This is a genomic window from Janibacter hoylei PVAS-1, from assembly GCF_004025845.1.
Lineage (GTDB): Bacteria > Actinomycetota > Actinomycetes > Actinomycetales > Dermatophilaceae > Janibacter > Janibacter hoylei.
The window spans coordinates 99,663-123,018 of the sequence record NZ_PIPF01000009.1; the positions used below are offsets into that span (position 1 = coordinate 99,663).

Genomic DNA, 23,356 nt, shown 5'->3' on the forward strand with positions numbered 1-23,356 from the left:
TAGGGTGACGCGGTGCGTCGCCTCCGGGGCCTGCTGGCCGACACCCGCCCCCTGCAGGTCCCGGCATACCGACGGCTCTTCACCGCGCAGATCGTCACGGTCATCGGGGCGCAGCTGACGGTCGTCACGGTGCCCGCGCAGATCTACTCGATGACCGGGTCGAGCGCCTACGTCGGGCTCACCGGCGTCTTCGGGCTCGTGCCGCTCGTCGTCTTCGGGCTCTACGGCGGCTCGCTCGCCGACCACTTCGACCGGCGGCGGATCCTCACGGTGACGACGTGGGGCCTGATCATCACGTCGGCCCTCTTCTTCGTGCAGGCGGCCCTCGGCAACACCAACGTCTGGCTGCTGCTCACGATCTTCGCCCTGCAGCAGGCCTTCTTCGCGGTCAACCAGCCGACCCGATCGGCCGTCTACCCGCGCATCCTGCCGCCCGAGCTGCTGCCCGCCGCCAACACGCTCGGGATGACGGTCTTCACCGGGGGTGCCATCGCCGGGCCCCTCGTCGGTGGTGCGCTCATCCCGCTGCTCGGGTTTTCGTGGCTCTACCTCGTCGACACGATCTGCCTCTTCGCGACCCTGTGGGCGGTCATCTCGCTGCCGCCGCTGCCCGTGGAGCAAGCGGCCGGGTCCACCCCCGGTCTGCGGTCGGTGGTCGACGGCTTCGTCTATCTGGCGACCCAGCCGGTGCTCCTCATGTCCTTCGTCGTCGACCTCATCGCGATGGTCTTCGGCATGCCGCGTGCGCTGATCCCCGAGATGGCGCACCTCGACTTCGGTGGCCCGGCCGAAGGGGGCGTGGCCTTCGCCCTGCTCTTCGCGGCCATGCCGGCCGGAGCCTTCCTCGGTGGGGTGATGTCGGGGTGGGTCTCGCGGGTGGAGCGTCAGGGCCTGGCCGTCATCGTCGCGATCCTCGTGTGGGGTGGCGCGATCGCCGGCTTCGGCATCGCCGTCGCCCTCGCCGACGGGAGCGCCGGGCTGTGGCTCGCGGTCGCCGTGATCTTCTTCGCCGCGGGCGGTGCGGCGGATGTCGCCTCGGCGGCCTTCCGCTCGTCGATGCTGCAGACGGCCGCGACCGACGCGATGCGCGGTCGGCTCCAGGGAGTCTTCATCGTCGTCGTCGCCGGCGGTCCGCGCGTCGCAGACGTGCTCCACGGCCTGGCCGCCGGCCAGCTCGGTGCGGCCGCGACGACCATCGCCGGCGGCGTGCTCGTCATCGTGCTGACCCTGCTCGCCTCCGCCGCCGTCCCCGCCTTCGCGCGGTACCGGGTCTCCCGGGCCTGACCATCCGCTGACCTGCTCTTCACGCCCGGATCATGTGCGGGGGCAGCCGGGTTCACACCGACGGACCAGCGAGTTCACGCGGGCACGAGAGCGTCGGCCCATGACCCTCTCGCGTCGCCACGTCCTCGCCGGCGGTCTCGCCGCCGGCACCATCGCCACCACCTCCGCGGTCGCCACCGCGGCCCCCTCCCCGCTCCTCGTCGCCACCGGCCCGGTGCGGGTCTCCCCCTTCGAGCTCGGCATCGCCTCCGGCGACCCGACCCCCACGGGCGTCGTCCTGTGGACCCGCCTGGCCATCGAGCCGCTCGCCGCCGACGGGCGGGGCGGCATGCCGCGACGCGACGTCCAGGTGCAGTGGCAGGTCGCCGACAACCCGCAGATGCGTCGCCCCGTCGACCGCGGCACCGTCCGGGCCCGCGCCGCCGACGCCCACGCCGTCCACGTCGAGGTCGACGGGCTGCGGCCCGGGCGGGAGTACTGGTACCGCTTCAAGGTCGACGGGCACCTCAGCCCGGTCGGTCGCACCCGCACGGCCCCGGCTCAGGGCGAGATGCCGTCCGCGCTCGCGATGTCCTTCGCCAGCTGCGCCCACTACGAGGCCGGCTACTTCACCGCCTACCGCTACCTCGCCGACGACGAGCCCGACATCGTGCTGCACCTCGGCGACTACCAGTACGAGGGCAAGCCCAACCCGACCGCCACCCGCACCCACGCCGGCGAGGAGACCGTCACCCTCGAGGGCTACCGGCTGCGGCACGCCCAGTACAAGACCGACCCCGACCTGCAGAGCGCCCACGCGATCGCCCCCTGGCTCGTCGTCTGGGACGACCACGAGGTCGACAACAACTGGGGCCGGCGGCATCCCGCAGGACACCAAGGCCCCGGAGTGGAATGACACCCCCGAGCGCTTCCTCGCCCGGCGGGCCAATGCCTTCAGGGCCTACTACGAAAACATGCCGCTGCGCCGCTCCTCGATCCCGAGCGGCCCGGACATGCGGATCTTCCGGCGCCTGTCGTGGGGGCGCCTGGCCAACTTCCACATGCTCGACACCCGGCAGTACCGCGACGACCAGGCCTGCGACGACGGCTGGGACTCCAACTGCGCCGAGGCCAACGACCCGTCGCGCACCCTCACCGGCGACCGGCAGGAGGCCTGGCTGCGAGACGGCTTCTCCCGCAGCCGTGCTCGCTGGGACTTCCTCGGCCAGCAGGTCTTCTTCGCCACCCGCGACGGCAAGGAGGCGACCGACGACCACAACGTCAGCATGGACTCGTGGGACGGCTACGCCGGCTCCCGCGACCGCGTCACCGCCGCCTGGCAGGACGCCGGCGTGCGCAACCCTGTCGTCCTCACCGGCGACGTCCACAAGCACTGGGCCGCGGACATCAAGGCCGACTTCACCGACCCCGACAGCGAGGTCATCGGCACCGAGCTCGTCACCACGTCGATCACGTCGGGTGGCGACGGCGACGGCGCCTGGTCGGACCCGATCATGGCGTGGAACCCGCACCTGCGCTTCTCCGGCAACCAGCGCGGGTACGTGCGCACCCTCGTCACCAAGGACTCGCTGCGCGCCGACTTCCGCTCGCTCGACAGGGTGACGACCCGCGGCTCCCGGGCCTACACGCAGGCGAGCTTCGAGATCGTCGACCGCGAGCGGGGACTGCACCGCGTGCGCTGAGTCGCCTCCACCGGGACCCCGGCCCTTCGAGACGCTTGCAGAGCAAGCTCCTCAGGGACCGGGGTCTTGGCATGCGGCGGCCACTCAGGGACCGGGGACGGGTGTAGCATCTACTACGTCATGTCGTATTCATCGACGTAGTAGAAGGAACTTGGATGGACGTCCTCGACCTCGCACGGTGGCAGTTCGCGATCACCACCGTCTACCACTTCTTCTTCGTGCCGATCACGATCGGGCTCTCCGCGATCGTCGCCTGGTACCACTCCCGATGGATCCGCACGCGGGACGAGGGCCACCTGCGGATGGCGAAGTTCCTCGGCAAGCTCTTCACGATCAACTTCGCCCTCGGCCTGGTCACCGGCATCGTGCAGGAGTTCCAGTTCGGGATGAACTGGTCGACCTACAGCCGCTTCGTCGGCGACATCTTCGGCGCTCCGCTGGCCCTGGAGGCCCTGCTCGCCTTCTTCCTCGAGTCGACCTTCCTCGGCCTGTGGATCTTCGGCTGGGGCCGCATCCCCGAGCGACTCCATGCGGCCTGCATGTGGATCGTGCACGTCGGCACCCTGCTGTCGGCGTACTTCATCCTCGCCGCCAACTCCTTCATGCAGCACCCCGTCGGCTACCGGATCAACGAGGAGACCGGCCGCGCCGAGATGGCCGACTTCGTCGCGATCCTCACCAACCCGGTGCAGCTCGTCGCCTTCCCCCACGTCATCACCGCCTGCTACCTCGTCGGCGGCGCCATGGTCATGTCCGTCGGCCTCTTCCAGCTGCGCCGGCACACGACGAAGGGAGGCGACGCCACCAACCGCAGGATGTACCGGCACGCGACGCGCCTGGGTGCCGTCGTCGTCCTGGTCGCCGGCCTCGGCGTCGCCATCAGCGGCGACCTGCAGGGCAAGGTCATGACCGAGGTCCAGCCGATGAAGATGGCCGCGGCCGAGGCCCTCTACGACACCCCGCCGAAGGGCGAGTGCGCCCCCTTCTCCGTGCTGACCGTCGCCGGCCTCGGCGGCGAGGACCCCACGCACGTCATCGAGATCCCGTGCCTGCTCTCCTTCCTCGGCACCGGCTCGTGGGACGGCGAGGTCCGCGGCATCGTCGACCTGGAGAACGAGTACCGCGCCACCTTCGCCGACGGCGAGCTCACCCAGGCCGACACCTACGTCCCGCCGATCGCGATGACCTACTGGAACTTCCGCCTGATGATGGCCACCGGCTTCTTCGCCATGGCCGTCGGCGCCTGGGTCCTGTGGGCCACCCGCAAGGACCGCGTCCCGATGCAGCGGTGGGTGGCGGCGCCCATCGTCCTCACCCCCATCGCCACCGTCCTCGGCCACAGCTTCGGGTGGATCTTCACCGAGGTCGGCCGCCAGCCCTGGGTCGTCTTCGGCGAGATGGCCACGCACACGGCCGTCTCCCCTTCGGTCGGGACCGCCGACGTGTGGACGTCGATGATCGTCTTCACCCTCCTCTACGGCGGCCTGGCCGTCGTCGAGGTCCGGCTCCTGCTCGCCACCATCCGCAAGGGCGCCGAGCCCTTCGAGCAGCCCCGCATCGTCGAGGACGACGCGCCGCTCGAGTTCGCCTACTGACCGGGAGCACTGACATGGATCTCATCACCATCTGGTTCGTCCTGCTGGCCGTGCTGTGGGCCGGCTACCTCATCACCGAGGGCTTCGACTTCGGTGTCGGCATGCTCCTGCCCGTGCTCGACCGCGCCCCGGGGGACGAGGGCCCTGAGCGGGAGAGACGGCGGCGCACGATGCTCACGACGATCGGCCCGCACTGGGACGGCAACGAGGTGTGGCTGCTCACCGCGGGTGGCGCGACCTTCGCGGCCTTCCCGCACTGGTACGCCACGATGTTTTCCGGCATGTACCTGGCGCTGCTGCTGCTGCTCGTCACGCTCATCCTGCGCAACATGGGGCTGGAGTACCGGCACAAGCGGCACGACCGCGAGTGGGTGCGCCGCTGGGACCTGGCCATCGTCGGCGGGTCCTACCTCGCCCCCTTCGTCGTCGGCGTCGCCCTGACCAACCTCGTCGCGGGCCTGCCGATGACCGAGCACACGATGGGCAGCACCGTCTACACGGAGTTCGACGGCAACCTGCTCAGTCTCTTCACGCCGGTGGCGGTCCTCGGTGGCCTCACACTCACCGCGGCCTGCCTGACGCACGGCGCGCACTTCCTTGCGCTGAAGACCACCGGCGACGTCCGCACCCGAGCCCGCTCCGTCGCCACCCGCAGCGGCCTCGTGACCGCGGTGCTCGCGGTGGTCCTCTTCGGCTGGCTCGGCGCGCAGCGCGGCACGACCGCCGCGTGGGTGACGATGGCGCTGGCCGCCGTCGCGCTCCTCGCCTCGATCGCCGCCAATGCGAAGGGGGCGGAGGGCTGGGCCTTCGTCGGGACCACCACGACGATCGGCCTGACCGTCGTCAGCTACTTCCTCATGCTGACGCCCAACGCCATCAACGGTCGCGGCGACAGCCCCGACCTGACGCTCGAGGCCGCGGCCAGCTCACCGATGACCCTGGAGATCATGACCTGGGCGGCGGTCGTCTTCACGCCGATCATGCTCGCGTACACGGCGTGGACCTACTGGGTCTTCCGGCGCCGCCTCTCGGTCGAGCACCTGCCGGCACGGCCGGCCGTGGACGCCGGGGCCCGCTGACGTGCGCCCCTTCGACCCGCGCATCCTGCGGGTGGCGCCGGCCACCCGCAGGCCGGTCGCGACGCTCGCGGTCGTCGGCGTCGCGCAGGGCGTCGCGACGATCGCGACGGCCTTCGCCCTCGCCGCGCTCGTCGTGGCGGTCGTGCGCGGGTCCGACCTCGTGGGGCCGGCGCTGTGGACCGGCGCGCTCTTCGCCGCCCGGGCCCTGCTCGGCGCGGTCTCCGAGACGGTGGCGGCACGGGCCGGCGCGCTCGTCGCGACGCAGCTGCGCGAGCAGCTGATCGGGGTCTGGTCACGGCGACCGGCGGACGGGCGCCGCCACGGCGGGGAGGGGGACGCCCCCTTCGCCGCGACGGCACTGACGCTGGCCACCCAGGGCACGAGCGCCGTCGAGCCCTATGTCGCGCGGTACCTGCCCGCCCTGGTCTCGGCGGCCGTCGTGCCGCCGCTCGCCATCGCCTGCCTGCTCGTCGTCGACTGGCCGAGCGCGGTCATCGTCGTGCTGACGGTGCCGCTGCTGCCCCTGTTTGCCGCCCTCATCGGCGCGACGACGCAGGAGGACACCGAGCGCCGCTGGGGTGCGCTCCGTGACCTGTCGGGGCACTTCCTCGACGTGGTGCGCGGGCTGCCCACCCTCGTCGCCTACGGCCGGGCCGAGCGACAGGTCACGACGATCGGCGAGGTGAGCCAGCGTCACCGCCGGGCGACGATGCGCACGCTGCGGCTGGCCTTCATGTCCGCCGCGGCCCTCGAGCTGCTCGCGACGATCTCGGTCGCGATCGTCGCCGTCGCGGTCGGCCTGCGCCTCACGCACGGGTCGATCGACCTGCTCGTCGGGCTCACCGCGATCCTGCTCGCGCCGGAGGCCTACTGGCCGATCCGCCGGGTGGGCACGGAGTACCACTCCGCCGCCGACGGCGCGGCCGCCCTCGACGACATCCTCGCCGAGCTCGACGAGCCGCATCTCCCCAGGGACATGCGGACTGGCGGCGGCGGGGCCGGCCAAGTCGTCACCCTCGCCGGCGTCACCTACACCCACCCCGGGGCGAAGGGAGCGACGCTCACCGACGTCGACCTCACCGCCGGTCCGGGCCTGACCGTGGTCACCGGGGCCTCGGGCTGCGGCAAGACGACCCTGCTCGAGCTCGTCGCCGGCATCCGCCGACCCGACCGGGGCGAGGTCCGCGCCGGTGACGTGCACCTGGTGACCCAGCGACCCTTCCTCGGCGCGGGCACCCTGCGCGCCAACCTGACGATCGGGGGGCCGCAGGAGTCGGTGGACGTGTGGCGGGCGCTGCACGAGGTCGGTCTCGACGAGCTCGTCGCCGCGCTGCCCGAGGGCCTCGAGACGCGCATCGGCGACGACGGCTTCGGCCTGTCGGCGGGTCAGCGGGCCCGCCTCGTCCTCGCCCGCGCCCTCCTCTCCAACGCTCCGGTCGTGCTCCTCGACGAGGTCACCGCGCACGTCGACCCGGGCTCCGTCGACGCCATCGGCGCGGTGATCGAGCAGCTCGCCGCCACACGCACCGTCATCGCCGTCACCCACCAGCCCGACCTCGTGGCCCGGGCCGACGAGCACCTCGCGCTGACGCAGCCGGAGGTCGTCCGATGAGGCCGCTGCACCTGAGCCGCGGGCTCGTCGTCGCCGGGCTGCTCGGCGGGGTGGCCACCGCGGCCGGCATCGCCCTCACGACGACGTCGGGCTGGCTCATCGTCCGCGCCGACCAGCGGCCGCAGATCATGCTGCTGCTCACCGCGATCGTCGCCGTGCGCACCTTCGGCCTGGCCCGACCGGTCTTTCGTTACTGGGAGCGCCTGCGCAGCCACGACACCGCCCTGGCCGACCTCGCCGACGCCCGCACGGACACCTACCGCCGACTCATCCCGCTCACCCCCGCGCGGCTGGGGCGGCGCGGCCGCACCGACGTGCTCACCGGCGTCGTCGACGACCTCACCGACGTCGTCGAGGCCTCGGTCCGCGTCACCGTGCCGGCCCTGTCCGCCCTCACCGCCGGCGTGCTCACCGCGGCACTCACCGCCCTCGTCGACCCGCAGGTCGGCCTCGTCATCGCCGGCATGCTCCTGGCGGTCGCGGGCGTGGCCGTCGTCGCCGACCGGCTCGAGTCGCGCGCCCAGGGTGCCGTGCTCGACGCCCGGGGCGAGGTCGCCCGGGTCGCGCAGCTCGTCACCGCCCAGGCCGACGAGCTGCGCGCCGTCGGCGGCACCGGCACCGCAGCCGGCTGGCTGCGCTCCGCGCACGAGCAGCTGCGGGCCGCCACGCGTCGGCAGGCCCGCGGCCGGTCCCTCTCTGCCGCAGCGGTGCTCGTCATCACCGGGGTCGCGACACTCACCGCTGCCGCGCTGTCCGCGACGTCGGATGCGAGCGCGCCCGTGCGTGCCCTGCTCGTCCTCGCCCCGGTCGCCACCGGCGAAGCGCTCGGAGTGCTCACGGAGGCGACCCGGGCGCTGGCTCGTGCCCGCGCCAGCGCCGACCGCCTCGACGACCTGCTCGAGCAGCAGCCGGTGGTGACCCTTCGAGACGGTCGAGGGGCGACCGCCCACGCGGCACGTGGGACACACTCCGGGACCGGGGGGCGCGGCGCCCCGCGGCTCGAGCTGCGCGGCCTGACGGCCGGCTGGCTACCCGGCCGCACCGACGTGGGTCCGGTCGACCTGACGGTCGAGCCGGGCGAGCACCTCGCCCTCACCGGCCCCAACGGCGCCGGCAAGTCCACCCTCCTGGCCGTGCTCGCCCGCCACCTCGACCCGAGCTCGGGGACGTACACCGTCGACGGCACCGACGTGACGGCCCTGCCGCTCGACGAGGTGCGCGACCTCGTCGCGGTCGTCGACGACGAGCCGCACGTCTTCGCCGGCACCCTGCGTGCCAACCTGACCCTCGCGGCATCCGAGGCCGACGACGCGGCGCTCGTCGACTCCCTTCGTCGAGCGGGGCTCGGAGGCTGGCACGCCGCGCTCCCCGACGGCCTCGACACCCGGCTCGGCACCGGCGGACGCGGCATCTCCGGCGGCGAGCGCGCTCGCCTGTCCATCGCCCGCGCCATCACCAGCGGGCGGCCGGTCATCCTGCTCGACGAACCCGTCGCCCACCTCGACCACGCGACGGCCGAAGCCGTCATCGCCGACCTGCTGCAGCACGCCGGTGACCGGTCGGTGATCATGGTGACCCACCACGGCACCGGCCTCGACCGGATGCACCGGACCGTGACCATCACCGAGGGAGGAGCCCACCATGGCCAAGCACGCATCGCTCGGTGATCTCGAGCAGGCGGTCATGGACGTCCTGTGGTCCACCGACAGCGGCCTCACCGTCCGCGAGGTGCTGGCCGGGCTCACCGGTCGCGACCTCGCCTACACCACCGTCATGACGGTCCTCTCCCGTCTCGAGGCGAAGGGAGTGACCACCCGCGAGCGCGACGGCCGAGCCTGGCGATACCGCCCGGCGGCGAGTCGCGAGTCGCTCACCGCGGAGGCGATGCGCAGCCCGCTGCACGACCTGAGCAGCCAGGAGCGGCAGGCGGCGATCCTGCACTTCCTGTCGGAGGCGAGTGCCGACGACCTCGCCGCGGTCCGCGAGGCCATGGCCGAGGTCGAGGCCCAGGGCGACCGGCCCCGCCGTCGTCGAGGACGGGGTCAGGCAGACTCTCGAGGGTGATCGCCGCCCTGCTGCTGCTCTGCGCAGCGGCACTCCTCACCGCGCCGCGCCTGCTCGTGCGCATCGAGAGGCTGCGCCGCAGCCCGCGGGCGGCGCTCTTCGTCTGGCAGTCGCTCTCCCTCTCGGCCGTCCTGTGCCTGCTCACCGCGGCACCCCTGGCCCTTGTGCACCCGCGGCCGCAGTCGACCCCCGTCGAGGTTGCCGTGCTCGTCGTGGCCGGCATCGCCTCGATCGGCGTGCTCGTGCGGCTGCTGCTCAACGGGCACGACGTCGGCACCCGCATCCGGACGGCTCGGGCCGAGCACCGCCAGCTCGTCGACCTCGTCGGTCGCCACGAGGGCGACCACACCCGGGTCCTCCCCTCGGAGCGGCTCTCCGCCTACTGCGTCCCCGGCGCCGGGTCCCGACTCGTCATCACCGAGGCGGCCCTGATCGCCCTGCCCGACGACGAGCTCGCCGCGGTCGTGGCCCACGAGGAGGCCCACCTGCGCGAGCGGCACGACCTCGTGCTCGAGTTCTTCACCGTCCTGCACACCGCGACCCCGAGGCTGCTGCGGACCGACGCCGCACTGCGCGAGGTCGCCCTGCTCGTCGAGGCGCTCGCCGACCGGGCCGCTCGCGAGGAGGTCGGCGAGGTCGCCCTCGGGCGGGCCCTGGTCTCCCTCGCCGAGGCGGCGCAGGCCGAGCTGACACCCGGCGTCTCGGCCGGCGCGGGGGCGGCTGCCGCACGCCTCCGGTTGCTCGTCGCCGACGACCCGGCCCCGTGGCAGACGCTCGTGCTCTACGGCATCTGCGTGGCGGCCTTCGTCACCCCACCGGTGCTCGCGGTCATGGTCGCGATCTGAGGCGGGCTCACTCCTCGTCGCGTCGGACCGGCCGCCAACGGGTGGGGCCGCCGTTGTCCTGCTGGGGCGGGCCCCACGTGCCGCCGATGCTCGGCGGGTCCTGCGGCCCGGGCTCGTACTCGCCGTAGGACTGCTCGAAACCTTGGGCAGGGGCGCCGGGCGGAGGCTGCGGACTCACTTCGACCCGCTGCTGGGTGAGGAAGTCGCCGTGGCGCCCGGCCCGCTCGGGAGGCGGCTGCGGGATGCCGTCGGACCCGCCCGGCCGGTCCGACTGGTCGGGCATGCCGGCCGGCGGACGGCCGGTGGTCGCCAGCCCGAAGTCGCGGATCGCGCCGCGCTCCTCGTAGGCGCGCAGGACGGCGACGAGGTGCTGCTGGGTCGCGGTGTCGACCGGGCGGCCGGTCGACGCGAGATAGGTGAGCAGCCCGAGATCGCGGTAATGCTGGTCGATCTCGGACTGGCCGCGGCTCGCGGTGGCCGCGTCGAGGGCCTGGTCGGCCCGGCCCGCGAGGCTGTCGTAGCCGGCCCGCGCCCTGTCGAAGAAGCCCACGGTCATCCCTTCGCTCGGGGCGGGCCCGATCGGCCCGACGGACTCCTCACCCTAGGGGCGCCGGGCCCGGCGCGTCATGCTGCAGCCCCGTGGCCGGAGGGCGATCTGACGGGGAGACCTCCCCGTCGGCGGCACTGTCGGGTCGGGCACCGATCGCTCTAGAGTGACGGTCACGTGACGCCCGCAGGGGGCGGCCGAGCTGAAAGGTCCACGCATGCCCATTCACGGTTCCCTCTTCCAGGACTTCAAGGAGGAGCAGAGCTCCGACCAGTTCTCGCTGCAGAACAAGAAGCTGCTCAAGATCCAGATGGGCCACGGCCCGGTCATGGCGCGCACCGGGTCGATGGTCGCCTACCAGGGCGATGTCCGCTTCGAGAACAAGGGCTCCGGCGGCGTCGGCAAGTTCCTCAAGCAGGCCGCGACCGGCGAGGGCGTCAAGATGCTGACCTGCACCGGTCAGGGCGAGCTCTTCGTCGCCAACGAGGCGCAGGAGATCCAGGTCATGTACCTCGAAAACGACATGATCTCCGTGAACGGCAACAACGTGCTCGCCTTCAGCGCCTCGATCGACTGGGACATCCAGCGCATCCAGGCCCGCGGCGCCGCGATGACCGGCGGCCTCTACAACGTCACCCTCCGCGGCAGCGGCTACGTCGCCATCACGACGAAGGGGGAGCCCGTCGCCCTCGACGTCGCGAGCGCCCCGACCTTCGGTGACGCGCAGGCCGTCGTCATGTGGACCGGCGGCGTCCGGATGGACATCAAGGTCGACACCGGCGGGATGAAGTCGATGCTGCGCGGTGGCACCGGCGAGACCTTCCAGATGGCCTTCGGAGGTCAGGGCTACGTCCTCGTCCAGCCGGCCGAGTCGGTGACCGACGGCGGCCACCAGAGCTCCGGTGGCAGCAGCGGCGGGCTGAGCGACCTGCTCGGTGGCTGACCCGCGACCGCGGTGGCCGGTGGCGCTCGTGGGTCTCGCCACGGGCGCCACCGCTGTCCTCGCACTGGCCGGAGCCGTCGGCATAGCCGAGTCCCACCTTGTCGGCGGGCGGACGCAGCAGTGGTGCGAGGAGCTCACCGACGACCCGACGGTGACCGTACGGGAGCGCTGTGCGCGCGAGCGGGTCAACACCAATGTCGTCGCGCCCGACCAGCACGTCGTGGAGTTCTACTACGCCGACTCCGGCGGTATCCGTTACGAGCCGCACCCGTGGCCGCTGGACGGTGAGGTCGAGGTGGACTTCGGCGACGGCGAGGTGACCCTGCGCAACGACGCCGGCATGTCGGCGACCTACCCGGACGAGGTCTACCGCGACGCGAGGTGAGGCTGGCTCCCTCCGGCCTCTGGGTGGGGCGACTCAGCGCACGACGACGGTCGAGCCGACCGGCATGAGGTCCTCGTCCCAGATCATGTCCATGGCCGCATTGCTCACGCGCGCGCAGCCGTGCGAGGCGGGGTAGGCGGGGATCGAGCCGGACCCGTGGACGGCGTAGCCGCCGTAGAAGTAGCGCGGGCTGTAGAGGGTGCCGAGCGGCGCGACCTCCGACCCGCGGAAGGTGCGACCGACGGTGAAGGTGCCCGTGGGGGTGACCGCGACCGCGGGCTGCCCGCGGGAGATGTAGGTCTCGCCCGATGCGGTGCTCGTGTTGATGACGTACTTCAGCTCGCCCCCGCGCACGACCATGAGCACCTGCCGCTCCAGGTCGATCTCGACGCGGTTGGTCGGACCGCTCGGCAGGGGGGGGAGGACCCCCTTCGCCAGGGCGTCCAGGGTCTTGCGGCCGGCGATGCCGTCACGGTCCAGCCCGGCCGACTTCTGCAGGGCCATGACCGCCTGCGAGGTCAGGTGACCGTAGGTCCCGTCGGGGGTGCCGAGCCAGTAGCCGGCGGCATTGAGGTCCTGCTGCAACCGCCGCACCCGGGCGCCCTCGTCACCGGGACGAAGGGGGCGGCTCGAGGTCGCCTGCGAGGTCGGCGAGCTCGTCGGGCCGGCCGAGGTGGACGAGCTGGACGACGTGGCGCTCGGCGACCGGGTCGGCGAGCTCGTGGTCGCCTCCGGCGACGAGGCCCCGGTGGGTGTGGCCTGCGGCGCCGTCTGCGACCCGCACCCGGCGAGTGCGATGCCGGCGACGAGGGCCGCGAGCGGCAGTCGTGCTCGTGCCATGTGTCCTGCTCCCCTGCTCCGACCGCGCGCCCCCTGCGCGCGGTATCGACATCATGGACGCCCCGCCGGGGCTCCGGGTTGCCTCGCGCGCCGGGAGTGACCGAGACGTGACCTCCCGGGGTGCGCCGGAGGCCCGGGAGCAGCCATGCGCCACAATCGTCGACATGACTGACCTCCCCACCGCCGGCGACTCCGGCTGGAGCGACCCCGACACGCTCGGCGCCATCCCGCCGGTCGTCGCGGTCACCTACTGCGGTCACTGCGGCACGTCCGCCAGCAAGGGCAACCACGTGCTGTGCCGCCAGGAGCTGGCAGCCCACGCCCCGACCTACTGCACCACCTGCCGCCGCAAGCTCACGGTCGCCACCGAGGGCACGACGTGGACGGCCACGTGCAAGAAGCACGGCGAGACGAGCGGCACGACGGGCGAGGCCTGACGACTCAGCAGGTCCCGCCGCCGAGCAGGTCGGTGAGCGCTGACCGGAGAGCGGCCACCTGCGCCGGCCCGATCCGCTCGGCCCAGTCGCGCTCGACCTCCTCGAAGAGACGGCCGACGACGGCCTGGGCGCACTCCCCCTTCGCCGTGAGGCTGACGATGCGCGCCCGCTGGTCCTGCGCGTCCGGCTCGACGGCGACGTACCCGTTGCGCTCGAGGTGGGCGATCTGCTGGCTGACCGCCTGCTTGGTCACCCCGCACCGGTCGACGATCTCGCGCGCCCGCCGGGGCCCTTCGGACAGGTGCCGCAGGACGTTGGCCGAGTGAGCCAGCGAGAGCCCCTCGATCTCGGAGTCACGCAGCCGCGTCTCGAAGTCGGCGACGAAGCTCGCCTGGGCGCGGGCGAGGAGGTTGACGAGCGGTGCCTGCCCCTCGCCGGGGCACGAGCCGGCCAGCGGGGAGGGCAGGTCGGGGGTCATGCGCCCATGGTAAGCCATTGGTCAAGGACTTGACTTTACTCGCCGGCCGCGATCACCATGGTCAAGCACTTGACCAAAACCCCCAGGAGTCCCCCCTGATGAACGTCCTCTTCCTCCTCGGCAGCCTGCGCGACGGCTCGACCAACCGCAGCCTCGCCGAGGCCGCCGCAGCCCACCTGCCCGAGGGCACGACCGCCACGTGGTTCAACCGCGGCGCCGACCTGCCGCACTACTCCGAGGACCTCGACATCGAGGGCTCGGTCCCGCAGGTCGCCACCGAGCTGCGCGAGGCCGTGGAAGCCGCTGACGCCCTCGTCGTCGTCACCCCCGAGTACAACGGCACCCTCTCGAGCGTCGTCAAGAACACCATCGACTGGGCCTCCCGCCCGCGCGAGGCCGCGAGCATCCACGGCACGCGCGCCATCGTCCTGGCCGCGTCCGGCGCCCCCTACGGTGCCGAGTGGGCCCGCAAGGACGCCGTCCGCTCGCTGCAGATCGCCGGCGCTGACGTCGTCGAGGAGACCTTCGGCGTCGGCTCCTCCTTCGAGGCCTTCGCCGACGGCAGACTCGTCGACAGCGACGCCGATGCCGCACTGCAGGCGCTCATCGCCCGCTTGGGTGCACCCGTCGCCGCCTGAGTCTCCTCACAGCACCCGGAGGGGGTCGACCGCCACGGTCGACCCCCTTCGTCGCGTCCGGCGGAGCAGAAGGGTTTTGCACAAAGGGTTCGAGAGTGCAAGAGTGCACTGTGTGACCGATAGTGCAACCATGCGAGCCGGCAGCCGCCGCTCCGCGATCATCGCCGCCGCTCAGCGGCTCGCCGTGGACTGCGGCTACTCAGGCTTCACCGTCGAGGACCTCGCCCGCGCCGTCGGGGTCTCGCGGCGCACCCTCTTCAACCACGTCTCCTCCAAGGAGGAGGCGGTCCTCGGCATGCTCCCCGAGCTCACCGACGAGCAGGCGCAGACCCTGCGCGACGGCGGCCCGACCGGCCACCTCGTCGACGACGTGCTCGCCGTCACCCTCGACTGCCTGCACGCCGACGACGGCACCCCCGCCGACTTCCAGCAGCTCCACGACGTCATCGAGCGCAACCCCGACCTCTTCGTCCGGGTCAAGGCCCACGTCGAGGACCTGAGCGAGCGACTCGTCACCCATCTCTCCGAGCGCGAGGGCGTCGACGACACCCGGGCCCGGATGGCTCTGGCCATCGTCGGCGGCGTCATCCAGCACTCCGTGGTCCAGTACATTGCCACCCCCACCCTGGGCCCGCTCTCCGCCCGGGCCCGAGCCAACCTCACCATCGCCCGGGGGATCCTCGCCGACCAGGCGTAACCCCCTTCGTCCAGCACGATCGGCCTCGACGACGCGGCCGGCCCACCCCGACGCCTCGAAAGGCACCCTCATGGCCCACGCCCTCTACCGCCTCGGCCGGACCGCGTTCCGGCGCTGGCCGGTCTTCCTCATCGGCTGGCTCGTCGTCCTCATCGGCATCGGCGCCGTCGCCGGCACCCTCTCCAAGCCGCTGAGCGACAAATTCACGATCCCCGGTATCGAGTCGGAGCAGGCGCAGACCCTGCAGCAGGAGCTCTTCCCCGGCGCCAAGGACGCCTTCGACCAGGCCACCGGCACCGTCGTCGTCCAGGCACCGGCAGGCGAAAAGCTCTCCGACCCGGCCAATGCGGCAGCTGTCGAGGACCTGCTCACCGACCTGCGCGCCGCCCCCCAGGTCGGCGCCCCGGAGCAGTTCGTCGACCCCGTCGCCGCGGCGAAGGGGGTCGAGCAGCAGTACCTCGACCAGGCCAAGGAGAGCGGCCAGCCCACCGAGGTGGCGCGGGCCAACGCCGCCGCGGTCTCCCCGCTCACCGAGGATGGCCGCACCGGCCTGATCCAGTGGACCTTCGACGTCGAGACCGTCACCGACGTCGAGCAGACCAGCCGTGACGCCGTCACCGAGGCCGTCGACGACGCCCGAGACGCGGGGCTGACCGTCGAGGCCACCGGCACCGGCATGCAGGGTATGCCCGAGATGGGCATGACGAGCGAGCTCATCGGCATCGCCGTCGCCCTCGTCGTCCTCGTCCTGACCTTCGGCTCCCTCGTCGCTGCCGGCCTGCCGATCCTCACTGCCCTCGTCGGGGTCGGCATCGGCATCACGGGCATCACCGCGTCGACCGCGGTCTTCGACCTCGGCACGACGACCCCGATCCTCGCCTCGATGCTCGGTCTGGCCGTCGGCATCGACTACGCCCTCTTCATCCTCTCCCGCTACCGCACCGAGCTGCGGCGCACCACGGACCGCGAGCACGCGATCGGCCTGGCCGTCGGCCGCGCCGGGTCCGCCGTCGTCTTCGCCGGCCTGACGGTGATCATCGCGCTCGTCGCGCTGGCCGTCGTCAACATCCCCTTCCTCACCGCGATGGGCCTGGCCGCCGCCGCCACGGTGCTCGCCGCCGTGCTCGTCGCCCTCACGCTGCTGCCCGCCGTGCTCGGGGCCCTCGGGCACCGCGCCTTCGCCGGCCAGATCCGCAAGGACAAGGCCGTCGACGAGGGGCAGCACGTCGACAACGGCGGCACGCGCTGGGCCCGGGCCATCGGCGCCCGCCCGGTCCTCGCCGCCCTCGTGGCCGTGCTCGCCCTCGGGGCCCTGGCCATCCCGGCCAAGGACCTGCACCTGGCCCTGCCGAGCGACTCGACCGCCGCCCCCGGCACCTCGCAGCGCGATGCCGCCGACCTCATCGCCGACGGCTTCGGCCGCGGCCAGGAGGCCCGGATGGTCGTCGTCGTCGACGGCCGCGACATCGAGGACCCGCGTCAGGCGCCCGCCGCATACGGCGAGGTCGCCCAGTGGCTCGGCCAGCTCGACGGGGTGACCAATGCCCAGGTCGTCGCGATGAACGACGAGGGCACCGGCGCCCAGGTCATGGTCACGCCCGCCGCGGGCGCGAGCGACGAGGCGACCGAGGAGCTGCTCCACACGATCCGTGACGGCATCCCCGCGCAGGAGGAGGCCACCGGCACGACCCTCGGCGTCACCGGCCTCACCGCGATCCAGACCGACGTGTCGCAGAAGCTGCAGGACGCCCTCGTGCCGTACCTCGCGGTCGTCGTCGGCCTCGCCTTCGTCCTGCTCATGCTCGTCTTCCGCTCGATCCTCGTGCCGCTCACCGCGACGCTCGGCTTCGTGCTGTCGACCCTGGCGACGCTCGGCGCGACCGTGGCGATCTTCCAGGAGGGTGCCTTCGGCCTGGTCGACGGGGCACCGCTCGTCAGCTTCCTGCCGATCCTCATGATCGGCATCGTCTTCGGGCTGGCGATGGACTACCAGGTCTTCCTCGTCACCCGGATGCGTGAGGCCTACGTCCACGGCGACACGGCCCGCGAGGCCGTCGTCGACGGCTTCCGCCACGGCGCTCGCGTCGTCACCGCCGCGGCGCTCATCATGATCTCGGTCTTCGCCGCCTTCATGCTCCAGCCGGACAACCTCATCAAGTCGATGGGCTTCGCGCTCGCGGCCGCCGTCCTGCTCGACGCCTTCGTCGTGCGCATGGTGCTCATCCCCGCGCTGATGTACCTGCTCGGCGACAAGGCCTGGGCGATGCCGCGCTGGCTGGACAAGGTGCTGCCCAACGTCGACGTCGAGGGCGAGGCCCTCACCCGACGCACGTCGGCCGAGGAGCCCGCCGAGGACCTCGCCACCGTGGGGTGACCTCCCTTCGCCGCAGTGCAGGAGCGGCCGGCCCGATCTCGGGCCGGCCGCTTCGTCGTCCCCCGGGGAGCGCTCCCCCTCGCCCTCCCCCGGCCGCGCGCCTACGCTCGCCAGGACGAAGGGGGCATGAGACATGGATGCACGCACCGGTCGACGTGGGCCGGCCCTGGGTCGGCGGACCTTCCTGGCCCTGCTGGGCGCGAGCGCCCTCTCCGCCTGCGGGGACGACTCGGCCGAGGCCGAGCGGACCCCACTGGCCGGCGCGACCGTCCTCCGCCAAAACCTGCCGACGGATGTCGACGGCGTGCGGCTCATCGCCTTCAACATCGACCCCGACCGGGCGGGCCTGCACCTGGGGTCCGACCGGCGGACGATCCGGCTCGACGAGACCCTCTCGGTCGGCGGCACCCGCTACACCGTGGCGGAGCTGGTGCCGACGCACCCGGCACGCGGCGAGCACGCCAACGGATGGGTCTCCCTGACCCGCGAGTGACCGCACCCCTGCGACTAGGATCGTCGCAGCGGCGCTGGACTCGGGGCCGACGGCTCGGCAAGGGGTGAGCACAGTGGAGCGCACACGCGTGGCGGTCATGGGGGCCGGCAGCGTCGGCACCTACATCGGCGGCTGGCTGGCTGCCGGAGCCGATGTCACGCTCGTCGGGCGGCCACACCTCGTCGACGCGATCGAGCGCGACGGCCTCACCGTCACCGACCTGCGCGGCCGCACCCGGGTCGTGCGACCTGACGCCCTGACCCTCGCCACGGAGGCGAGCGCCACCGTCGGCGCGGACATCGTGCTGCTGACGACGAAGACCCTCGACCTGCAGGCCGCCGTCGCCCAGATCGCCCCCTACCTCGGTCACGACTCCATCGTCCTGTCCTTCCAAAACGGTCTGCGCAATGCGAGCGCGATCGACGAGGCACTCGCCGGCGCCTTCCCCAGCAGGGCCTCACGACCACTCGTGCTCTCCGGCATGGTGCCCTTCAACGTCGTGCGCTCCGGCGAGACCCACTGGACCCAGACGACGAGCGGGCACCTCGTCGCCAAGGACCACCCCCGGGTCGACCCCTTCGTCAAGGCGGCCCACGGGGCCGGCCTGCGCGTCGACGTCGAGCCCGACATGCGGGCGGTGCTCTACGCCAAGCTCCTGCTCAACCTCAACAACGCGATCAACGCGCTCACCGGCCTGCCGCTCGCCGTCGAGCTGCGCGACCGTGACTGCCGCGTCGTGCTCGCGGCCTGCCAGGACGAGGCACTCGCCCTCGCGCGGCGGCTCGGCATCACGCCCAGCCGGCTCACCCCGCTCCCCGCCTCCGCGATGCCACGCCTCCTGCGGACCCCGACGCCGGTCTTCGCCAACGTCGCCCGCGCCTCGCTCAAGGTCGCACCGACCGCCCGCTCGTCGATGGCCGACGACCTCGACGCCGGTCGCGCCACCGAGATCGACGAGCTGCAGGGCATCGTCGTCCAGCTGGGTGCCGACCACGGCTCGAGCACGCCCGTCTGCGTGCGGATCGTCGAGCTCGTGCGCGAGGCCGAAGCCGCCGGCCCCGACCGGCACCGGTGGACCGGGGCCCAGCTGCGCCGGGCTGTCGGCCTGTGAGCGCGCTCTCCGAGGTCGCACTCCCCCGCGTCGTCCTCCTCACCGACGCCCGGGGCGTCAACGTGACCGACACCGCCGCCGCCTGCACCTCAGCGCTGCGCGACGAAGGGCGTGAGGTCCACCTGATGGCGCTGTCGCCCGGCCCCGACCCGCTCGCCCGGCGCGCCCTGCGGGCCGTCGAGGCGACCGACGGCCTGCTCCTGCTCACCGCCCCCGGCCTGCTGGCCCGTCTCGACCCACGGGGTGGCACCCTCGCCGACGCGGGGACCGCCCTTCGCTACAAGGGGATCTCCACCGGTGTCGTCCTCGCGGCCGACCCGACGACGCCGGGCACCCTGCACGCCGTCGCCCTGCACAGCGAGGTGCTGCGACACCGCGAGCTGCCGCTGCTCGGGACGTTGGCACTGTCAGCGGGACCACAGGGTCTCTCGTGGTTGCTCCCGGAGGAGTGGGAGACGATGACGGCATGAGCGACTACCGGATCACCGTGGTGTGCACCGGCAACATCTGCCGGTCGCCGATGGGCGAGTGGCTGCTGCGCGAGCGCTTCGAGGCTGCTGGGCTCGGCCACCGCGTCGTGGTCGACTCGGCCGGCACCACCGCGTGGGAGGAGGGCAACCCCGCCGACCCGCGCACCATCGCGGCCATGCACCGTCACGGGCACACCGGCGACTACTCGAACCACCGGGCCCGCACCTTCGACAAGCGGAGGTTCGACGACCGCGACCTCGTGCTCGCCGCCGACCACGGCCACTACACGGTGCTGCGACGTCTCGCCGGTACCCGCGAGGCCAAGGACCGCATCCGGATGATCCGCTCCTACGACCCGAGCGGGCCGAAGGGAGACGACCTCGCCATCGCCGACCCCTGGTACGGCGACGACAACGACTTCGACCGCACCTATGCCGAGATCGATGCCGCGCTCGACGGCATCATCTCGCACGTCCGCCACGAGCTCGGAGAGTGAACCCATGACCCGTGGCCCCGCCCCCCTCGCCCTCGTCCTCGGCACCGCGCTGCTCCTCGGCGCCTGCTCCGGGTCACCCGAGGAGAGCCCCTCGAGCTCGGCCGCGTCGAGCCGCACGTCGAGCCCGACGGATGCGACGAGCTCGAGCACCTCGTCCGAGGGCAGCGAGACGTCGTCGGAGGGCAGCGAGACCTCCGCCTCCGGCGCAGGCGGCGGGCTCGACTGCGGCGCGGTGACCCCCGACGAGCTCGAGGAGTGGGTCGGCTTCCCCGTCGAGGTCTCCGATCTCTCAGGCCAGTGCAACGTCCTCCCCGGCGACGAGGCCGACCTCGGCGAAGGCACCGGATTTTCCTTGAGCTGGGGGCTCGCGGAGGACGGCACCAGCGTCGAGGACGCTGCCGCCAGCGACGAGTTCGCCGGCACGGGCGCCAAGACCGAGAGCCGCACCCTCGACGACGGCACGAAGGCCACCCTCGTCACCCTCGACCCGGCCGGCGCCTCAGGCGGCAACGTCTACCTCTTCGCCGAGCTCGACGGGGGACTCACCCTGACGGTCCTCGCGGCCGATCTCAACGGCGACCGCACGGACAAGCAGCTGACCACCATCGCCGAGGACGTCGCGCAGGCGTACACCTCCTGACCGGCCGTACCGGCCGGGCCTGCAGTGGACGCCGGGACCGGGCCCCCCTTCGTCTCTGGGAGGATGGCGCCATGCAGAGCCTCGCTGACGCCACGCCCCAGATCGCCCTCGGCGCGCTCGACGGTCGCTACCGTCCGGCCGTCGCACCGCTCATCGACCACCTGAGCGAGCCCGCGCTCAACCGGATGCGCGTGCACGTCGAGGTCGAGTGGCTCATCCACCTGACGAGCCGGCAGGTCGTGCCCGGCGTGCGCCAGCTGACCACCGACGAGCAGGCCGCCCTGCGGCAGGTCGTCGAGGACTTCGGCCCCGAGGACATCGCCGAGCTCGCCGCGACCGAAAAGGTCACCCAGCACGACGTCAAGGCCGTCGAGTACTACCTCAAGGAGCGCCTGCGCCAGATCGCGCCGGCGCCCGAGGACGCCGGGCTGTGCGAGCTCATCCACTTCTGCTGCACGAGCGAGGACATCAACAACCTCTCCTACGCGCTCATGGTCCAGGGCGCCGTCGAGCAGGTCTGGCTGCCGCGAGCCGACGCCCTCGCCGAGGCCGTCGCGACGCTGGCTGACGAGCTGCGCGACGTGCCGCTGCTCGCCCACACGCACGGACAGCCGGCCACGCCGACCACGATGGGCAAGGAGCTCGCTGTCCTCGCGCACCGGCTCCTGCGGCAGGTGCGGCGCATCTCGTCCGACGAGTACCTCGGAAAGATCAACGGCGCCACCGGCACCTTCGGCGCCCACCTGGCCGCCGTGCCCGAGGCCGACTGGCTGGAGATCTCGCAGTCCTTCGTCGAGGGTCTCGGCCTGACGTGGAACCCGCTGACCACCCAGATCGAGTCGCACGACTGGCAGGCCGAGATCTACGCCGACATCGCGCGCTACAACCGGGTGCTGCACAACCTCTGCACCGACGTGTGGAGCTACATCTCCATGGGCTACTTCGCCCAGGTGCGTGGACAGGGCACCGTCGGCTCGAGCACGATGCCGCACAAGGTCAACCCGATCCGCTTCGAAAACGCCGAGGCCAACCTCGAGGTGAGCAATGCCCTCCTCGACGTGCTCGCGACGACGCTCGTCACCTCGCGCCTGCAGCGAGACCTGACCGACAGCTCGATGCAGCGCAACATCGGCACCGCGCTCGGCCACTCGCTCCTCGCGATCGACAACGCGGGCCGCGGCCTGGCCGGTCTCGACGCCGTGCCCGAGGCCATGGCGGCCGACCTCGACGCCAACTGGGAGGTGCTCGGCGAGCCGATCCAGTCGGTGATGCGGGCGCTGGGCGCCCGGGGCGTCGAGGGCATGGACGAGCCCTACGAGCGGCTCAAGGAGCTGACCCGCGGGCGCCGCATCGGTCAACCCGAGCTCGTCGACTTCGTCCGTGGGCTCGGCCTGCCGGCCGACGTCGAGGAGCGGGTCGCGGCGATGACGCCCGCCACCTACATCGGTATCGCGCCGCAGCTGGTCGACCTGCTCGACTGATCTGCCGGCGCCGGGTGGCTCAGCGCATGGCGGCGTAGAGCGCCAGCGCACTCGCGCCCCACCCGGCGGCGTTGGGGTGCACCCACTCGGAGAACTCGCGACCGGTGCCGAAGATCGGCACCAGCCAGGCATTGGACTGGCTGGCGAGGGGACGCGGGTCGATGCCGTGGGTGTAGCCACCCCAGTCCGGCTTGACGTCGACGAAGGTGAAGCCGCCCCGCCCGGTCGTGGATCGGTCCAGCTCGAGCATCGCGGCCCGCTGCGCCGTGTCGCCACGCCGCTGCAGCCGGTCGAGCTCCTGCCCGAAGTCGTAGGTCGAGCTCAGCTTGTGGCTCCGGGTGTTGATGAGGTGCGGGTAGCCCAGGAGGTAGACCTCTGCGCGACCACCGGAGCGGGCGTGCACCGCCTTGAGCACCGTCTTGGTGCGTGACTTGAGGGTGCCGATCTCGGCATTGGCAGCGTCGATGGCCTGCTTGCAGCCGGCCGCCGCCCGTAGCGCCATGCACTGCGTGGCGATCGTCGTGAACCCCAGGTCGTTGCCGCCGATCGTCACGAAGACCGCATCGGTCGAGGTCGTCACGGAGTCGATCTGCGGGCGTGCCACGAGCTGGCAGCGGACGGTGGCGGTGAAGAGGGAGCCCGCCGAGGCGCTCGAGCGGATCGAGTAGGTGTAGGAGAAGTCGCGCTGGCTCGGCGTGCCGCACAGCTTGTCCGCCTTGGCCTGGCGCAGCCACTGGGCGCGTGCGTCGACCGCACCCACCGGGACGCGGTAGGTCCGGGTCCGCAGCGTCGGGGACCCGAGCTCACGCGGGGAGAGGATGTCGTCGATGACGCCGCCGCTGCACGCGGCCGTCGTGTGCGTGGCACCCTGCCGCGTCGCCACCCGCTGGCCGTAGTTGTTGGGTGAGCGCCAGCAGGTCTTCTCCACGTAGGCGCCGGCCCCGTTGCCGGCAGAGTAGGAGTCACCGAGCGTCACGTAGTGGGGTCGGGTCTTCGCTGCAGCGGTGGACGCCGGGGCAGCAGACGCACCCCCTGAGGCACCTGCGACGAGGAGTGCCGCGGTCGCAGCGAGGGTGGACAGGACTCGAGGGCGACGCATGGCAGGCCTCCTGGCAGGGGGTCGATCGCCGGTGATCGACCTTGGTTACTCCAGAGTAACTTCAG

25 protein-coding genes are annotated in these 23,356 nt (G+C 72.3%); 21 read left to right on the top strand and 4 right to left on the bottom strand.

What is annotated here, in order from left to right:
* Positions 1 to 12: 12 nt before the first annotated feature.
* The 9 genes from CWN80_RS09565 (at position 13) to CWN80_RS09600 (ending at position 10,161) form a co-directional block, all read left to right on the top strand.
* Entirely contained in the window at positions 13 to 1,284 is a 1,272-nt protein-coding gene (locus tag CWN80_RS09565; protein WP_007924579.1) for an MFS transporter, read from the top strand.
* A 100-nt stretch (positions 1,285 to 1,384) separates the two neighbouring features.
* Positions 1,385 to 2,179 carry an alkaline phosphatase D family protein gene (locus tag CWN80_RS16035; RefSeq protein ID WP_337590142.1) on the top strand — a complete coding sequence of 265 codons (795 nt, stop codon included), beginning with the start codon at positions 1,385 to 1,387 and terminating at the stop codon, positions 2,177 to 2,179.
* Positions 2,145 to 2,966 carry an alkaline phosphatase D family protein gene (locus tag CWN80_RS16040; RefSeq protein ID WP_337590143.1) on the top strand — a complete coding sequence of 274 codons (822 nt, stop codon included), beginning with the start codon at positions 2,145 to 2,147 and terminating at the stop codon, positions 2,964 to 2,966. Before CWN80_RS16035 ends, CWN80_RS16040 begins: the two co-directional genes overlap by 35 nt.
* Before the next feature lie 155 nt (positions 2,967 to 3,121).
* Complete coding sequence (locus CWN80_RS09575; protein ID WP_007924578.1) at positions 3,122 to 4,561, top strand: cytochrome ubiquinol oxidase subunit I; 1,440 nt, start codon at positions 3,122 to 3,124, stop codon at positions 4,559 to 4,561.
* 14 nt (positions 4,562 to 4,575) lie between these two features.
* On the top strand, positions 4,576 to 5,640 hold the full coding sequence (cydB, locus tag CWN80_RS09580) for a cytochrome d ubiquinol oxidase subunit II (protein WP_007924577.1): 1,065 nt from the start codon (positions 4,576 to 4,578) through the stop codon (positions 5,638 to 5,640).
* A gap of 1 nt (position 5,641) precedes the next feature.
* Complete coding sequence (gene cydD, locus CWN80_RS09585) at positions 5,642 to 7,252, top strand: thiol reductant ABC exporter subunit CydD (protein WP_007924576.1); 1,611 nt, start codon at positions 5,642 to 5,644, stop codon at positions 7,250 to 7,252.
* A complete protein-coding gene (cydC, locus tag CWN80_RS09590; protein ID WP_007924575.1) occupies positions 7,249 to 8,919 on the top strand; it encodes a thiol reductant ABC exporter subunit CydC in 1,671 nt (556 codons plus the stop codon). The genes cydD and cydC overlap by 4 nt, the downstream gene beginning before the upstream one ends.
* Positions 8,894 to 9,316, top strand: coding sequence for a BlaI/MecI/CopY family transcriptional regulator (locus tag CWN80_RS09595; RefSeq protein WP_007924574.1), 423 nt, complete (start codon positions 8,894 to 8,896; stop codon positions 9,314 to 9,316). Before cydC ends, CWN80_RS09595 begins: the two co-directional genes overlap by 26 nt.
* Positions 9,313 to 10,161: a M56 family metallopeptidase gene (locus tag CWN80_RS09600; RefSeq protein WP_007924573.1), complete on the top strand. Its 849-nt coding sequence runs from the start codon at positions 9,313 to 9,315 to the stop codon at positions 10,159 to 10,161. The genes CWN80_RS09595 and CWN80_RS09600 overlap by 4 nt, the downstream gene beginning before the upstream one ends.
* A 7-nt stretch (positions 10,162 to 10,168) precedes the next feature.
* On the opposite strand, the gene CWN80_RS09605 is transcribed toward CWN80_RS09600, so the two are convergent.
* Entirely contained in the window at positions 10,169 to 10,711 is a 543-nt protein-coding gene (locus tag CWN80_RS09605) for a hypothetical protein (RefSeq protein ID WP_040880559.1), read from the bottom strand.
* 214 nt (positions 10,712 to 10,925) lie between these two features.
* Between CWN80_RS09605 and CWN80_RS09610 the strand changes: the two genes are divergently transcribed.
* Together CWN80_RS09610 and CWN80_RS09615 are read left to right on the top strand one after the other, a co-directional pair.
* Entirely contained in the window at positions 10,926 to 11,651 is a 726-nt protein-coding gene (locus tag CWN80_RS09610; protein WP_007924571.1) for an AIM24 family protein, read from the top strand.
* Positions 11,644 to 12,036: a hypothetical protein gene (locus CWN80_RS09615; protein ID WP_007924570.1), complete on the top strand. Its 393-nt coding sequence runs from the start codon at positions 11,644 to 11,646 to the stop codon at positions 12,034 to 12,036. Before CWN80_RS09610 ends, CWN80_RS09615 begins: the two co-directional genes overlap by 8 nt.
* Positions 12,037 to 12,069: 33 nt before the next feature.
* Here the strand turns inward: CWN80_RS09615 and CWN80_RS09620 are convergent, their stop codons facing one another.
* Positions 12,070 to 12,876 carry a L,D-transpeptidase family protein gene (locus CWN80_RS09620; RefSeq protein WP_083853590.1) on the bottom strand — a complete coding sequence of 269 codons (807 nt, stop codon included), beginning with the start codon at positions 12,874 to 12,876 and terminating at the stop codon, positions 12,070 to 12,072.
* Between the two features lie 164 nt (positions 12,877 to 13,040).
* Between CWN80_RS09620 and bsaP the strand changes: the two genes are divergently transcribed.
* Positions 13,041 to 13,313 carry a biotin synthase auxiliary protein BsaP gene (gene bsaP / locus CWN80_RS09625; RefSeq protein ID WP_007924566.1) on the top strand — a complete coding sequence of 91 codons (273 nt, stop codon included), beginning with the start codon at positions 13,041 to 13,043 and terminating at the stop codon, positions 13,311 to 13,313.
* A gap of 4 nt (positions 13,314 to 13,317) precedes the next feature.
* On the opposite strand, the gene CWN80_RS09630 is transcribed toward bsaP, so the two are convergent.
* On the bottom strand, positions 13,318 to 13,791 hold the full coding sequence (locus CWN80_RS09630) for a MarR family winged helix-turn-helix transcriptional regulator (RefSeq protein ID WP_128277211.1): 474 nt from the start codon (positions 13,789 to 13,791) through the stop codon (positions 13,318 to 13,320).
* Between the two features lie 98 nt (positions 13,792 to 13,889).
* Here CWN80_RS09630 and CWN80_RS09635 point away from each other — a divergent pair, with 98 nt between their 5' ends.
* From CWN80_RS09635 to purB, 9 genes are all read left to right on the top strand, one after another.
* Positions 13,890 to 14,429 (top strand): NADPH-dependent FMN reductase, encoded by a 540-nt coding sequence (locus tag CWN80_RS09635; protein WP_007924563.1) that lies wholly within the window; start codon positions 13,890 to 13,892, stop codon positions 14,427 to 14,429.
* Between the two features lie 130 nt (positions 14,430 to 14,559).
* Positions 14,560 to 15,126: a TetR/AcrR family transcriptional regulator gene (locus CWN80_RS09640; RefSeq protein ID WP_157986924.1), complete on the top strand. Its 567-nt coding sequence runs from the start codon at positions 14,560 to 14,562 to the stop codon at positions 15,124 to 15,126.
* A gap of 70 nt (positions 15,127 to 15,196) precedes the next feature.
* Positions 15,197 to 17,500, top strand: a complete 2,304-nt coding sequence (locus tag CWN80_RS09645; protein ID WP_128277213.1) for an MMPL family transporter — start codon at positions 15,197 to 15,199, stop codon at positions 17,498 to 17,500.
* A 133-nt stretch (positions 17,501 to 17,633) separates the two neighbouring features.
* The gene (locus CWN80_RS09650) at positions 17,634 to 17,993 is read left to right on the top strand and encodes a hypothetical protein (protein ID WP_007924557.1); all 360 of its coding nucleotides are present in this window, start codon (positions 17,634 to 17,636) and stop codon (positions 17,991 to 17,993) included.
* A 73-nt stretch (positions 17,994 to 18,066) separates the two neighbouring features.
* Complete coding sequence (locus CWN80_RS09655) at positions 18,067 to 19,104, top strand: 2-dehydropantoate 2-reductase (RefSeq protein WP_202865237.1); 1,038 nt, start codon at positions 18,067 to 18,069, stop codon at positions 19,102 to 19,104.
* Positions 19,101 to 19,574 (top strand): PH domain-containing protein, encoded by a 474-nt coding sequence (locus tag CWN80_RS09660; RefSeq protein WP_128277214.1) that lies wholly within the window; start codon positions 19,101 to 19,103, stop codon positions 19,572 to 19,574. Before CWN80_RS09655 ends, CWN80_RS09660 begins: the two co-directional genes overlap by 4 nt.
* Positions 19,571 to 20,071, top strand: coding sequence for a low molecular weight protein-tyrosine-phosphatase (locus CWN80_RS09665; RefSeq protein WP_007924551.1), 501 nt, complete (start codon positions 19,571 to 19,573; stop codon positions 20,069 to 20,071). The genes CWN80_RS09660 and CWN80_RS09665 overlap by 4 nt, the downstream gene beginning before the upstream one ends.
* Positions 20,072 to 20,075: 4 nt before the next feature.
* The gene (locus CWN80_RS09670) at positions 20,076 to 20,711 is read left to right on the top strand and encodes a hypothetical protein (protein WP_007924549.1); all 636 of its coding nucleotides are present in this window, start codon (positions 20,076 to 20,078) and stop codon (positions 20,709 to 20,711) included.
* A 71-nt stretch (positions 20,712 to 20,782) separates the two neighbouring features.
* Entirely contained in the window at positions 20,783 to 22,192 is a 1,410-nt protein-coding gene (gene purB / locus CWN80_RS09675) for an adenylosuccinate lyase (RefSeq protein WP_007924548.1), read from the top strand.
* A gap of 19 nt (positions 22,193 to 22,211) precedes the next feature.
* Here the strand turns inward: purB and CWN80_RS09680 are convergent, their stop codons facing one another.
* Positions 22,212 to 23,291, bottom strand: coding sequence for an SGNH/GDSL hydrolase family protein (locus CWN80_RS09680; protein WP_128277215.1), 1,080 nt, complete (start codon positions 23,289 to 23,291; stop codon positions 22,212 to 22,214).
* Positions 23,292 to 23,356 lie beyond the last annotated feature (65 nt).

Coding starts and splice junctions, on each gene's coding strand:
- CWN80_RS16035 (WP_337590142.1), top strand. CDS start 1,385: ATGACCCTCTCGCGTCGCCACGTCCTCGCCGGCGGTCTCGCCGCCGGC.
- CWN80_RS09575 (WP_007924578.1), top strand. CDS start 3,122: ATGGACGTCCTCGACCTCGCACGGTGGCAGTTCGCGATCACCACCGTC.
- cydB (WP_007924577.1), top strand. CDS start 4,576: ATGGATCTCATCACCATCTGGTTCGTCCTGCTGGCCGTGCTGTGGGCC.
- cydC (WP_007924575.1), top strand. CDS start 7,249: ATGAGGCCGCTGCACCTGAGCCGCGGGCTCGTCGTCGCCGGGCTGCTC.
- CWN80_RS09595 (WP_007924574.1), top strand. CDS start 8,894: ATGGCCAAGCACGCATCGCTCGGTGATCTCGAGCAGGCGGTCATGGAC.
- CWN80_RS09610 (WP_007924571.1), top strand. CDS start 10,926: ATGCCCATTCACGGTTCCCTCTTCCAGGACTTCAAGGAGGAGCAGAGC.
- CWN80_RS09620 (WP_083853590.1), bottom strand. CDS start 12,876: ATGGCACGAGCACGACTGCCGCTCGCGGCCCTCGTCGCCGGCATCGCA.
- bsaP (WP_007924566.1), top strand. CDS start 13,041: ATGACTGACCTCCCCACCGCCGGCGACTCCGGCTGGAGCGACCCCGAC.
- CWN80_RS09630 (WP_128277211.1), bottom strand. CDS start 13,791: ATGACCCCCGACCTGCCCTCCCCGCTGGCCGGCTCGTGCCCCGGCGAG.
- CWN80_RS09635 (WP_007924563.1), top strand. CDS start 13,890: ATGAACGTCCTCTTCCTCCTCGGCAGCCTGCGCGACGGCTCGACCAAC.
- CWN80_RS09640 (WP_157986924.1), top strand. CDS start 14,560: ATGCGAGCCGGCAGCCGCCGCTCCGCGATCATCGCCGCCGCTCAGCGG.
- CWN80_RS09645 (WP_128277213.1), top strand. CDS start 15,197: ATGGCCCACGCCCTCTACCGCCTCGGCCGGACCGCGTTCCGGCGCTGG.
- CWN80_RS09650 (WP_007924557.1), top strand. CDS start 17,634: ATGGATGCACGCACCGGTCGACGTGGGCCGGCCCTGGGTCGGCGGACC.
- CWN80_RS09665 (WP_007924551.1), top strand. CDS start 19,571: ATGAGCGACTACCGGATCACCGTGGTGTGCACCGGCAACATCTGCCGG.
- CWN80_RS09670 (WP_007924549.1), top strand. CDS start 20,076: ATGACCCGTGGCCCCGCCCCCCTCGCCCTCGTCCTCGGCACCGCGCTG.
- purB (WP_007924548.1), top strand. CDS start 20,783: ATGCAGAGCCTCGCTGACGCCACGCCCCAGATCGCCCTCGGCGCGCTC.
- CWN80_RS09680 (WP_128277215.1), bottom strand. CDS start 23,291: ATGCGTCGCCCTCGAGTCCTGTCCACCCTCGCTGCGACCGCGGCACTC.